The sequence below is a fragment of the Variovorax atrisoli 110B genome, assembly GCF_000382045.1.
GTDB classification, from domain to species: domain Bacteria; phylum Pseudomonadota; class Gammaproteobacteria; order Burkholderiales; family Burkholderiaceae_C; genus Variovorax; species Variovorax atrisoli.
In genome coordinates, this window is record NZ_KB907452.1 from 306768 (window position 1) to 319278 (window position 12511).

Sequence of the window (12511 nt, forward strand, 5' to 3'; positions counted from 1 at the left end):
CGCCAGCCATTGCAAGCATGGGACGACATCAGCACACTTGCCTGCCCATGGCCGCCGAACCCTCGCCGACACCGACAGCCAACGCCCGCCGCCCCGGCTTCGCCGACATCGTGGCGGGTATTTCCATCGCAGGCCTGCTGCTTCCGGAGGCGGTGGCCTATTCGGGCATCGCGGGGCTGCCGCCGCAAGCGGGAGTGATCGCACTCTTCGCCGGGCTGCTGGTCTACGGCCTCTTCGGCAGCAGCCGCTTCGCAATCGTTTCCGCCACCTCCTCCTCGGCCGCGGTGCTGTTCGCTGCCACCACCTCGGTGACGGGCGTGGACGCCGCCACGCGGCTTGCGATGGGCATGGGCATCGTGCTGCTGGCCGGCGTGTTCTTCGTGATCGCGGGCGTCGCCCGGCTGGGCGCGGTGTCGAGTCTGATCGCCAAGCCCGTGCTGCGCGGCTTCGCGCTGGGGCTGGCGCTCACCATCGTGGTCAAGCAGCTGCCCAAGGTGCTCGACGTGCATCCGGCGCACAGCGATTTCTTCAGGCTCCTCGCGGGCCTGGTGGCCGAATGGCGGCACTGGAACATCGCAGGCGCGGCCATGGCGCTGGTGGCGCTGGTGCTGCTGCGCGGCCTCGCACGATGGCGCGCGGTGCCGGCGGCGCTGCTGGTGATCGTGGCGGGCATCGCGCTCGACGCGCAGGGCTTCTGCCATGCCTGGGGCGTGGCGGCGGTGGGGCCGATATCGCTCGACTTCTCGCATCCGACGGTGCCGCAGCTCGATCGCGCGCAGTGGCAGAACCTTGGCGGGCTGGCCTTCGCGATGGCGCTGATCCTCTATGCCGAGTCGTACGGCTCCATACGCACCTTCGCCATGCGCCACGGCGACAACGTGTCGGCCAACCGCGACCTGCTCGCGCTGGGCGGCGCGAACCTGCTGTCGGCGCTGTTCCAGGGCATGCCGGTGGGCGCGGGCTACTCGGCGACATCGGCGAACGAATCGGCCGGCGCCAGGAGCCGCGCGGCCGGCATCGTGGCGGGGCTGGTGGTGCTGGTGGCGGTGCTCACGCTGCTGCCGTGGATCGCGCACACGCCCGAGCCGCTGCTGGCGGCCATCGTGATCCACGCGGTGAGCCACACGCTGAACCCGGCTGCGCTGCGGCCCTATTTCCAGTGGCGGCGCGACCGTCTGGTGGCGCTGGTGGCGGTGGCCGCGGTGCTGGTGCTGGGCGTGCTCAACGGGCTGCTGGCGGCCATCGGCGTGAGCATCCTGCTGCTGCTGCGCGGCTTCACTCGCACCACGGTGAGCTGGCTCGGGCGGCTGGGCCAGAGCCACGACTTCGTCGACATCGCGCGCCACCCCGAGGCCGTGGTGCCTCCGGGCGTGCTGATCGCGCGGCCCGAGGTGCCGCTTTTCTTCGGCAATGCGGACGCGGTGTTCGCATCGATCCGCGCGCGCATCGACGCCGCGCCGGGCCTGCAGCGCATGGTGCTGAGCCTGGAGGAGTCGCCCGACCTCGACGCGACCAGCATCGAGGCCCTGTGCGACTTCGCGGCCTACGTGCGCGTGCGGGGCCTTCGCCTCTCGCTGGCGCGCGTGAAGGACGACGTGCGCGACCTGCTCGCGAAGGTGAATTCACCCGACCTGCATGCCGAGGTGTACGCGCCGTGGAGCGTGGACGATGCGGTGCCGCGCACGGCGCCCGGCATCACTGCGCGTTCCGGGCAATCTCCCGGGTGATCCGCAGGAACTTCTCGATGTCCGCCATCGAATGGCAGTGCAGCGGCGACACCCGCACGGTGCCCGTGAGCCCGAAGGATTCGAGCATGCGCTTCGAGTAGATGCTGCTCGCCACGCGCTCGTAGACCGTCACGCCGCGCTTCGCATACTCGACCACCGCCTGCGTGCAGTCGATGCGGTCGAAGCCGATGCCCAGGATCAGGTCGCGCTTGCTCAGGTCCTCGTAGTCGAGGAAGACGTTGACGCCTTCCATCCTGCGCATGCCGGCGGCGTTCGCAGTGCCGTCGAGCAGGGCCGCCAGCAGCGCGCGCTCGTGCAGCTCGATATGGGTGATGCCCGCTACGAAGAGCTCACGCCTGTCCGCGGCATCAGCGAAGTGCGAGCCCAGCCAGCAGACGTAGTCGACGATCTCGGTGAGCACCGCGAACTGCCATGGCGAGGCGCTGCCCAGGTCCCAGTAGTCGGGCTTCTTGCCCGCGAGCTTGTGGTGGGGCAGCACGGCCGCGCGGTCGGACATCCACGACAGCCCCGAGCCCCTGCAGCCGAAGAACTTGTAGGGCGCGAGGTTGATGCCGTCCACCGGCGTCTTCTGCAGGTCGATGAGGCCGTGCGGCGCGTGCTGCACGGCGTCGACCAGGATGTAGAGGTCGGGCTTGATCTCGCGCGCGCGGCGCACGATGGCTTCCATGTCGAGCTTGGCGCCCGAGATGTTCGACGCGTGGATCACGTTGAGCAGGCAGGTGTCCTTGTCGACCAGCCGCACGATCTCGTCGACGTCGACGCCGCCGGTGACGGGGTTGCTCTTCGCCACGCGCAGCTCGCGGCCCAGGCGCTGGGCGTAGAGGCTCATCGCGTCGAAGGCCGAAGGATGCTCCAGCACGGTGGTGACCATGTTCGTGCCCGGCACGTTCTCGGCCACCGCGCGCACCATGTCGAACATGGCGCCCGAGGCGGTGAGCGAGGCGTACACGCTGCCGCCGGTGGCGTTGAGGATGGTGCGCAGGTCGGCGCAGCCCCTGGCCTGGATCTGCTGCAGCTCGACGGCGGTGGCGTGGATGCGCTCGGTGTTGTCGGGAATGGCATCGACCTGCGCGAAGCGCTCGGCCGCGGCCTTCAGGCGGAAGGAGCCGCCGGCGTTGTCGAAGTACAGGCGCTCGCGGCCGTGGTGGTCGTGGTCGACCTGCAGGAAGCGGCTCTTCACCTCGCGCATGAGCGCGTCGGAAAAGGCCAGCCCGTTCGGATGGCTCGATGACAGCTTGGAATCCATCGCTCAGACGCCCTTGTTGTTCGGGTTCTTGTAGATCTCGCGCACCGCGTCGGTCATCGGGAAGTTGAGGTTCGCGTTGCGCGGAGGGATCGGCGAGAGGAACCACTTGGTGTAGAGCTGTTCGATGGCGCCCGACTTCATCAGGCCCGTGACGGTCTCGTCCACCAGCGCCTTGAACTGCGGGTCGTCCTTGCGCAGCATGATCCCGTAGGGCTCCTGGCGCAGCGATTCCTTCAGGATCTTGTACTCGCCCGGGTTGGTGGAGCTGGCGATCATGCCGGCGAGCTGCACGTCGTCGAGCACATAGGCGTCGGCGCGGCCGTTGGACAGGCGCAGGAAGCCGTCGGAGGTGTCCTTGCCGGGGATCTCGTTGACTTCGATGGTGCCGCTCTTGCGCGCAACGCGCAGCAGTTGGATCGAGGTGCTGCCCGAGACGGTGGCCACGTTCTTGCCGTTGAGGTCGGCGAACGTGTCGATGCCGGAGTTCTTGCGCACGGCGGCGGTGATGTTGGCCACGAAGTGGCTGGGCGCGAAGTCGACCTGCTGCTGGCGCTGCGTGGTGTTGGTGGTGGTCGCGCAGTCGAGGTCGACGGTGCCGTTCTGCAGCAGCGGAATGCGGTTGGTCGAGTTGAGCATGGTGTAGCGCACGTCGATCTTCGCAAGGCCCAGCCTGGCCTTCACCGCATCGACGATCTTCAGGCAGATGTCGTTGGTGAAGCCGATGGGGTCGCCGTCGGCACCCAGCTTGTACGAGAACGGGATCTGGCTGTCGCGCGCGCCGATCTGGATCGTGCCGCTGTCCTTGATCTTCTGCAGCGTGCCGCTGTACTGGGCGACGGCAGCGCCGCTGGCGAAGACAAGGGCGAGTCCGAGCGCGAGGGGCAGTTTCTTGAAGTCCATGGCGGTTCCTTGAAGGGTCGATGAGGTGGTTCCGGCGAATCTTCGGCCTCGCCATCAATTTCCAAAAGCGATTTTTTGTGATCGAATCGCATGAGAAAAAGCGTTCTTTCCACTACGGAGCCAGCTCCCCGTGATGACCTTCAAGCAGCTCGAAGCCCTGTACTGGATCGCCCGGCTGGGCGGCTTCGCGCAGGCGGCCAACCAGCTGCACACCTCGCAGTCGGCCATCTCCAAGCGGGTGCACGAGCTGGAGCAGCTCTTCGACACCGAGCTCTTCGACCGCAGCCAGCGCACCGCCCGCCTCACCGAGAAGGGCGAGGAGATGTTCGTGCTCGCCCGCAAGCTGCTGGAGCAGCGCGACGCGGCCATCGAGCAGTTCGGCAAGCCGGAGGTGGTGGAGCGGCGCATCCGCCTCGGCGTGACCGAGCTGACGGCGATGACCTGGCTGCCGCGGCTGGTCGGCCTGATCCGGCGGCACTACCCCAAGGTGATCCTCGAGCCCGACGTGGACGACAGCCTGCAGCTGCGCGACAAGCTGCTGGCCGACGAGCTCGACCTGGTCATCGTGCCCGAGACCTTCGCCGACTCGCGCCTTCCGCACAAGGTCATCGGCCAAGTCAAAAGCGCCTGGATGTGCAAGCCCGGCGTGGTGCCGCAACCCAGCGGCGGCGCCATGCGGCTGCACGAACTGGCGCGCCACCGCATGCTGGTGCAGGGCAACAACTCCGGCACCGGCCGCGCCTACGACGCCTGGATGAAGGACCAGGGCGTGCAGCCCGCCGACGTGATCGTGGTGAGCAACCTGGTGGCGCTGACCGGGCTCACCGTGTCGGGCCTGGGCGTGAGCTACCTGCCGCGGGAGTGCCTGCAGCCGCTGGTGGCGGCGGGCATGCTCGCGGTGATCGAGGTGGCGCCGGCCCTGCCGGTGGTGCGTTATGTGGCGATGCACAAGGGCGAGCACCGCAGCGCACTCACCTCGTCGATCGTGATGCTGGCGCAGGAGTGCTGCGACTTCGCGCGCATGTTCCAGGCGCAGGGAGAGGAGGAAAAGGAAGGGGAGAAAAAGGAGGAATCCGGCCCGGCCTGAGCGCCTTCGACGGGGAAACGCCTTGTTGAAGCCGGCTCAGCCGTCGCCGCCGACCGGGGAAAGATCGGGGTGCAGGCGCTGCAGCGCCAGCGACAGCCTAACCACCCGCTCTCGCGCGCCGGGCTCGCCACGGGCTAGCGCACCCAGAGCGACTTCGTAGTCGTCGGTGAGCTGTTGCCACAACTCGAAGTCGGCGCCAAGGCCTTCGGCGTCCTTGTCCATCTTTGCTCCAGTAGGAATTCGACGGCTGGGAAGTGCACAGTTTGACTGATTTCTGCCTGGAGCGTTAGAACTTTAGCGGTCTTAGGGTTATAGCCGCACAGATATTGCGGTGCAGCATGAAGCTGCCGGGGGGGGCAGCCCGAGCCCCGGCACGGGGACCGCCCAGGCCTGGAGGGAGGCTGGCTGCGAGGCGACCGGTGCGACCAGGCCGACCGCGTCAGCGTCGCCGCCCCGGGGCGGCGGCGCGATGTGAGCGGGCCCTAGCTAGCGCTGCCCCGCGTCAGCATCCGCCCCGCGCGCGCGAGCACCCGGGCCTCGGGCTCGCCGCCGCGATAGGCCAGGACGCCGTTCACGAACACCCGCTCCACGCCCAGGCTCACGCCGTGCGGCTGGTCGTATGTGGCGGTGTCGGCGATGGTCTCGGGGTCGAACACCACCACGTCGGCCATGGTGCCGGCGCGCAACAGGCCGCGGTCGGCGATGCGCAGGTTGCGCGCGGTCATGCCGGTCATCTTGTACACCGCCTGCTCCAGCGTGAAGAGCCGTCGCTGGCGCCAGTAGCGTGCGAACACGCGCGGAAAGGCACCCCACAGGCGCGGATGCGGATGGCGGTCGTGCGGCAGGCCGTCGCTGCCGATCATGGTGAGCGGGTGCGAGATGACGCGCTCCACGTCCTCCTCCTGCATCTGGAAGTAGCAGGCGCCGCCGGGCTTCAGCCTCAGGCAGGCCTCCTGCTCGCTCACACCCCACTCGCGCGCGATGTCGGAGACCAGCCGCCCCGTCATCTCCGGATGCGGATCGGACCAGGTCAGCAGCACGTCGATCACGCCATCCACCAGGTCCTCGCGCAGCACGGTGGAGCCGGCCACATAGGGGTACACGTCCATCGCGATCTTCTGGCGCTGCGCGAGCGACTCGATCAGCGGCAGCGTCTCCTTCGTGCGGCCCCAGTTGGCGGGGCCCGCGCACTTGTGGTGCGAGATCACCAGCGGCACGCCGGCCTCGAAGGCACAGTCGCCGGCCTCGTGCAGCGCCTCGATGATCTGTTGCATCTCGCTGCGCAGGTGCGTGGCGTAGACACCGCCGTGGCGGCTGACCACGCGCGCCAGCGCGGTCACCTCCTCCGCGGGCGCCGCGAAGGCTTCTTCATAGAACAGGCCCGAGGACATGCCGTGCGCCCCGTCGGCCATACAGCCGTCGAGCAGCGCTTCCATGCGCGCCAGCTCTTCGGCATCGGCGGGACGGTCCAGCGCCTGCATGGCGGCGAAGCGCAGCGTGGTGTGGCCGACCAGCGCGGCCACGTTGAGCGCGGGCTGCGTCTCATCGACTGCGGCGCGGTACTCGGCCATGGTCGCGTGCCGGAACGAATCGGCGCCCAGCAGCGTGAGCGGCGGCAGCGACTGCGGCGTGCGGTACGGCGCCAGCGAGATGCCGCAGTTGCCCGTCACCACCGTGGTGATGCCCTGCGACACCTTCGGCAGGCACAGCGGGTCGCGCAGCACGATGGCGTCGTCGTGCGTGTGCGCATCGATGAAGCCGGGGGCGATCACCTTCGCGCGGCAGTCGACCACCTCGACGTCTGCCAGCGCCAGGCCATCGGGCAGCCGCCCGCGCAGGCCCTCGCCCAGCGCGACGATGCGGTCGCCCTGCAGCAGCACGTCGCCCGGCCACGAAGGGCCGCCCGAGCCGTCGACCACCAGGCCGGCCTCCAGCAGCACGGCCTTCTTGTTGTCTTCGCTCACGATGCGCTCCCTCCATCGTTCACGCCGCCGCCGTCCCAGCTCTGCAGCGGATGCGTGGTGGCGTCGATGCCATGGCGCTGGAAGGCCTCGCGCGCACGCTGCAGGCGCTGCACCGCGGGCTCGCCGCGGCGCTGGGCCACCAGCACGGTGAGGATCTCGATGACCGTGAGGTGCGTGAGGTAGGCGTCGATGCCCACGTGCATCACCGCGTCGTCGGGCACCGACAGGCCCAGCAGGAAGTCGGCCCTGGCCGCGAGCGCCGTGCCCGGCCGCGTGAGCGCGACCACCTTGGCGCCCTGCCCGCGCGCGATGTCCACCGCATCGAGCAGCGAGGGCATGCCGCCCACGTGCGAGATGGCGATGACCACGCCGCCCGGCCGCTGCGCCGCGCCGGCCACCTGCTGCAGGTGGTAGTCGGCCCATGCGTTGGCCGACAGGCCCAGGCGGAAGAGCCGCGCCTGCAGGTCGTTGGCCATGAACCACGAGGTGGCGCCCGCGCCGTACAGGTCGACGTGCGGCGCCGCCGCGATCGCCGCCACGGCGCCGTCGAGCACCTGCATGTCGAGCTGGCCGCGCACGCCCGAGACCGAGGCCGCCGCGCTGCGCGCGATCTTGCCGACCACTTCGTCGGCCGCGTCCTCGATGTTCACGCGGCGGTGCAGCGGCGAGCCGCCCAGCGCTAGCTCCTGCGCGAGCGCGAGCTTGAATTCGCGCAGGCCGGCGAAACCGAGGTCTCGGCAGGTCCGCATGATGGTGGGCACCGAGCTGCGCGAGCGCTCGGCCAGCTGCTCGAAGCTTTCTTCGAGCACGCGGTCGGGGTCTTCGAGGATCAGGTCGAGGATCGCGCGCCGCGTCGCCGGCGCGTCGCTGCGGATGTCCGCGATCCTCTGGAGCAGTGATGGGGTCATCGGAATGCGCTCGGGAAGTCGCTCTCTCAGAAATGCATGGCCACCGCGTCGCTCACGCGGTAGTCCTGCTCGACGACCGGCATCCAGTGCCATTTGTCGAAGGTGGTGCAGGGGTGCGAGATGCCCAGGCCCACGCGGTCGCCGACCTTCGGCGCCTCGGCTTCCTCGTTCGCTTCCCAGCGCAGGTAGGCGTGCTGGTCGTTCAGCGCGGTGATCTTCCAGCCGGCGGGCACGCCCTGCGGCTGCAGCACGCCGCGCGCCGCGCGTGCGATGGGCACGGGCAGCGAGAGGTCGAAGGAGATGTCGCGCTTGCCCACCGCCAGGATCGCCAGGCCCAGCTCCGGGCGCGACTGCACGGTGGCCCAGACTTCCATGGCCGGCACCAGGCTCTCGCCGCAGTTGCAGCCCAGGCGCTCATCCACCGCGCTCACCATGCGCTTGTAGAAGCCGTGGTCGTGCGTGACGTAGCAGCCCGAGCGCAGCAGGCCGCGCACCGGCGCACCGAGCGCGGGCTTGAGCCGGCCGGCCACGAGGTCGAAGATGGCCGAGCCGCCGGCCGAGACCAGCACCTCGTCGGTCTCGAAGAGACTGTTCTCGTCGCAATGGCGCGCCACGGCTTCCACGCGGTCCATCAGCGCCTTGGCGTAGGCGGTGTCGGGTTCGCTCTGGCCGGTGGCGCCCTGCCCTTCGTAGCACTCGATGCCCACGAGCTTGACCGCGTCGCTAGCGCGCAGCCTCGTGGCCAGCGCCACGGCTTCCTCGTGCGTGCGGCAGCCGGTGCGCGCACCGTCCACGCCGATCTCGATCATCACCTCGAAGGGCACGCTCGAAGGATGGCGCTTCGACCAGTCCTCGATCAGCGCCAGCTGCGCCAGCGAGTCGACCAGGAACACGATGCGCAGCTCGGGGTGCCTGCTCAGCAGCATCTGGATGCCGGCCAGGTCTTCGTCGCTCACCACCTGGTTGGCGATGAGCGTGCGGCGCGCGCCGGCCGCCACGCCCACCGCCAGCTGCGTGACGGTGGCGAAGGTCAGGCCCCAGGCGCCGGCGTCGAGCTGGCGCTGGAAGAGCTGCGGCGACATGGTGGTCTTGCCGTGCGGCGCGAGGTCGATGCCCCACTCGCGCACACGCGACTGCATCCACGCCAGGTTGTGCTCGAGCGCCTCGCGCTTGAGCACGGCCAGAGGCAGCGGCAGGTCGCCGGCCAGCACGTTCCAGCCGGCGTCGCCGATCTCGCTGCGGCGGCGCGGCGCGGCGGTGCGCGGATAGCCCTTGAAGTTGCTGCCCAGCAGCGGGTCTGTGAAGTCGTTCATGACGAGCGGAGTGTTCATTGAGTCTCAGGGTTCATTGTTGTCATCGCATGTTCGTGAACACCGCGGAACCGGCTTTGCCGGGCCGCAGGTGTTGCCCCCTGCAAGGGGGAAGGCGCACGCGACACGAAGTGCGCGAAGACTGGGGGTTTGGTCATAACTTGATGCAGGCGCTGTAGTGTCCCGCCGAAATCTCTTCGAGCGGTGGCACCGTCTGCGCACAGGCTTCTGCGGCATGCGGGCAGCGCGTGCGGAACACGCAGCCCGAAGGAGGCGAGATGGGACTCGGGATGTCGCCCTTGAGCGCAATGCGCTCGGTCGCCATCTCCGGATCGGGCTTCGGGCTCGCGGCCAGCAGCGCGCGGGTGTAGGGATGCGATGGGCGCGCGAACAGCTCCTCGGTGGTGGCGACTTCCATCACCTTGCCGAGGTACAGCACCACCACGCGGTCGCACAGGTACTCGACCACGTCGAGGTCGTGCGAGATGAAGAGCATCGTCAGGCCCAGCCGCTCGCGCAGGTCGGCCAGCAGGTTGATGACCTGCGATTGAATGGACACGTCCAGCGCCGACAGCGGCTCGTCCGCCACGATGAACTCGGGCTCCACGGCCAGCGCCCGTGCCACGCCGATGCGCTGGCGCTGCCCGCCCGAGAACTCGTGCGGGAAGCGGTTCGCATGCTCTGCACGCAGGCCGACGGTCTCGAGCAGCTCGGCGATGCGCTTCTCGCGCGCCGCCGCCCCCTTGTGCAGGCCGTGCGTGGACAGCGCCTCGCCGAGGATCGCGCCGATGCGCATCTTCGGGTTCAGGCTGGCGTACGGGTCCTGGAAGATGATCTGCAGCTTGCTGCGCAGCCGGCGCATGCGCTCGGCCGAGAGCTCGCCGATGTCGTCGCCGCGATAGAGCACCTGGCCGCCGCTGCGCTCCAGCAGGCGCAGCACGGTACGGCCGATGGTGCTCTTGCCCGAGCCCGATTCGCCGACCAGGCCCAGCGTCTCGCCGGAGTGGATCGCGAAGGACACGTCGTCCACCGCGCGCACCGGGCGGTCGCTGCTGCCGAAGTACTTCTTGAGGGCGCGGACTTCGATGAGGGGGGCTGCGGTGGTCATCGTGGACTTTGGGTATTGGCTCCCTCCCCTTCTGGGGGAGGGTTGGGATGGGGGCTAGGAGCGATGGAGACTGTCGCGGCGGTGGAAAGGCTGCGTGCCCCCACCCCGGCCCTCCCCCAGAGGGGGAGGGAGCAAGACGGGGACGGGGTGCGACTCATGCAGCCCTCGCCAGCGTTGCTTCAGGCTGCACACGAACGCATCGCGCCTGCCGCCCCTGCCGGATGTCCAGCAGCGGCGGCATCCCCGCGCTGCATTCGGCCAACGCCAGATCGCAGCGCGGCTCGAAGGCACAGCCCGGCGGCGGCGCGAGCGGGCTCGACACCTGCCCGCGAATGGCGAACAGGCGCCTGGGCTTGGACTGGCCGGGCTGTCGCGCCTTGCCCGGCAGGCAGGCCAGCAGGCCCTGCGTGTACGGGTGCTCGGGCTGCGCGAACAGCGGCCGCACCGGCGCGCTCTCGACCACGCGGCCCGAATACATCACGACCACGTCGTCGGCATGGTGCGCGACCACGCCCAGGTTGTGCGTGATGAACAGGATGCTCATGCCCGTCTCGGCCTGCAGCCGGCGCATGAGCTCCAGGATCTGCGCCTGGATGGTCACGTCGAGCGCCGTGGTGGGCTCGTCGGCGATCAGCAGCGTAGGGTCGCAGGCCATGGCCAGGGCGATCATCGCGCGCTGGCGCATGCCGCCCGAGAGCTGGTGCGGGTACTCGTGGATGCGCTGCGCCGCGGCCGGAATCTCCACCAGCTCCAGCATGCGCTGCGCATGTGCCAGCGCCGCCTTGCGGTCGAGCCCCTTGTGCAGGCGCACGCTCTCCGCGATCTGCTCGCCGATGGTGAACACCGGGTTCAGGCTGGTCATCGGCTCCTGGAAGATCATCGACAGCTGGTTGCCGCGCAGCGAGCGCATCTCGCGCTCGCCGATGCCCAGCAGGTCGAGCGTCTTGCCCTCGCGCGTCACGAAGGAAGCGCTGCCGCTGACCTGCGCGTTGGCGGTCTTGGGCAACAGGCGCATCAGCGTGAGGCTGGTGACCGACTTGCCCGAGCCCGACTCGCCGACCAGCGCGGTCGTCTTGCCGGGCTGGATCGAGAAGCTCACGTCGGCCACCGAGCGCACGAGGCCGTCCTCGGTCGGGAAGCTGGTGCTCAGGCGGCTGACCGTGAGGCGCGGGGAATTGGAAGCGGTGTTCATCTCGGATATGCCTTTCGCGCGGAATACCGCAGAGCCGGCCTTGCCGGGCCGCAGGCATCGCCCCCGGCGAAGGGGTCGACGGCCACACGCAGTGAGCAAGCCTGGGGGAGTGCTTTCATGCCGTCTTTTTCAGCTTGGGGTCGAGCAGGTCGCGCACGCCGTCGCCGAGCAGCTGCAGCGACAGCGCCGTGAAGATGATCGCGAGCCCCGGGAACAGCACCACCCAGAAGGCCTGGTGCGCGTACTGCTGGCTGCCCGCGACCATCGTGCCCCAGGTCGGGATCTCGGGCGGCACGCCCACGCCGAGGAACGAGAGCCCTGCCTCGGCCAGGATGGCGTAGGCGAAGATGAACGACACCTGCACCAGGATCGGCGACATCAGGTTCGGCAGGATGTGCCGCCACAGGATGCGCGAGGTGCGCACACCCAGCGCGCGCACCGCTTCCACGAAGAGCAGTTCGCGCACCACCAGCGTGGAGGCCCGCACCACCCGCGCCACGCGCGGCGTGTAGACCAGCACCAGCGCCAGCACCGTGTTGACCAGCGAGGGCCCGAGGATGGCCACCAGCGCGATGGCCAGCAGGATGTCGGGGAAGGACATCATCGCGTCGACCACGCGCATCAGCGGCGCATCGAGACGGCGGAAGAAGCCCGCCATCAGGCCCAGCACGGTGCCGGCAATCACGGCGCCCAGCGCGGTGAGCGCGGCGATGGCCAGCGAGTAGCGCGCGCCATGCACGATGCGCGAATAGAGGTCGCGGCCGAGTTCGTCGGTGCCGAGCAGGTGCTCGGCGCTCGGCGCCTTCAGGCGTTCGAGCACCGCCGTGTCGTTGGGGTCGATGGAAGCGAACAGCGGCGCGCCGATCGCGAGCACCGCGATCACCAGCAGCACCAGCGCGGACACCATCACGATGCGTCTGTGCATCAGCTGGCGGAGCATTCGGGGCATTTGCATCAGATACCTCCAGCCACAGCAAGACAACGGGTCGAGCAACCGATTCCAGAAATACCGCGGAACCGGCTCTGCCGCGCCGCTGGTATTGCCCCC

Annotated in this window: 11 protein-coding genes; 2 read left to right on the top strand and 9 right to left on the bottom strand. The window is 69.2% G+C overall.

Annotated features, from left to right (window positions below; translation table 11 throughout):
• Positions 1 to 47 precede the first annotated feature (47 nt).
• On the top strand, positions 48 to 1727 hold the full coding sequence (locus G369_RS0112530; RefSeq protein WP_019654349.1) for a SulP family inorganic anion transporter: 1680 nt from the start codon (positions 48 to 50) through the stop codon (positions 1725 to 1727).
• Here the strand turns inward: G369_RS0112530 and G369_RS0112535 are convergent.
• Together G369_RS0112535 and G369_RS0112540 are read right to left on the bottom strand one after the other, a co-directional pair.
• Positions 1696 to 2994 (bottom strand): aminotransferase class V-fold PLP-dependent enzyme, encoded by a 1299-nt coding sequence (locus tag G369_RS0112535; protein ID WP_019654350.1) that lies wholly within the window; start codon positions 2992 to 2994, stop codon positions 1696 to 1698. The genes G369_RS0112530 and G369_RS0112535 overlap by 32 nt on opposite strands.
• Positions 2995 to 2997: 3 nt before the next feature.
• On the bottom strand, positions 2998 to 3894 hold the full coding sequence (locus G369_RS0112540) for an amino acid ABC transporter substrate-binding protein (RefSeq protein WP_019654351.1): 897 nt from the start codon (positions 3892 to 3894) through the stop codon (positions 2998 to 3000).
• 133 nt (positions 3895 to 4027) lie between these two features.
• Here G369_RS0112540 and G369_RS35755 point away from each other — a divergent pair, with 133 nt between their 5' ends.
• Positions 4028 to 4981, top strand: coding sequence for a LysR family transcriptional regulator (locus G369_RS35755; RefSeq protein ID WP_019654352.1), 954 nt, complete (start codon positions 4028 to 4030; stop codon positions 4979 to 4981).
• A 36-nt stretch (positions 4982 to 5017) separates the two neighbouring features.
• On the opposite strand, the gene G369_RS0112550 is transcribed toward G369_RS35755, so the two are convergent.
• From G369_RS0112550 to G369_RS0112580, 7 genes are all read right to left on the bottom strand, one after another.
• On the bottom strand, positions 5018 to 5203 hold the full coding sequence (locus G369_RS0112550; RefSeq protein WP_019654353.1) for a hypothetical protein: 186 nt from the start codon (positions 5201 to 5203) through the stop codon (positions 5018 to 5020).
• Positions 5204 to 5463: 260 nt separating this feature from the next.
• Positions 5464 to 6945 (bottom strand): N-acyl-D-amino-acid deacylase family protein, encoded by a 1482-nt coding sequence (locus tag G369_RS0112555; RefSeq protein WP_019654354.1) that lies wholly within the window; start codon positions 6943 to 6945, stop codon positions 5464 to 5466.
• Complete coding sequence (locus tag G369_RS0112560) at positions 6942 to 7853, bottom strand: MurR/RpiR family transcriptional regulator (protein ID WP_019654355.1); 912 nt, start codon at positions 7851 to 7853, stop codon at positions 6942 to 6944. Before G369_RS0112560 ends, G369_RS0112555 begins: the two co-directional genes overlap by 4 nt.
• Positions 7854 to 7879: 26 nt before the next feature.
• Positions 7880 to 9184, bottom strand: coding sequence for an amino acid deaminase (locus G369_RS0112565; protein ID WP_019654356.1), 1305 nt, complete (start codon positions 9182 to 9184; stop codon positions 7880 to 7882).
• Positions 9185 to 9317: 133 nt separating this feature from the next.
• Positions 9318 to 10271 (bottom strand): ABC transporter ATP-binding protein, encoded by a 954-nt coding sequence (locus G369_RS0112570; protein WP_019654357.1) that lies wholly within the window; start codon positions 10269 to 10271, stop codon positions 9318 to 9320.
• Positions 10272 to 10425: 154 nt separating this feature from the next.
• Positions 10426 to 11463 carry an ABC transporter ATP-binding protein gene (locus tag G369_RS0112575; protein WP_019654358.1) on the bottom strand — a complete coding sequence of 346 codons (1038 nt, stop codon included), beginning with the start codon at positions 11461 to 11463 and terminating at the stop codon, positions 10426 to 10428.
• A 115-nt stretch (positions 11464 to 11578) separates the two neighbouring features.
• Positions 11579 to 12418: an ABC transporter permease gene (locus G369_RS0112580; RefSeq protein ID WP_019654359.1), complete on the bottom strand. Its 840-nt coding sequence runs from the start codon at positions 12416 to 12418 to the stop codon at positions 11579 to 11581.
• Positions 12419 to 12511: the final 93 nt, after the last annotated feature.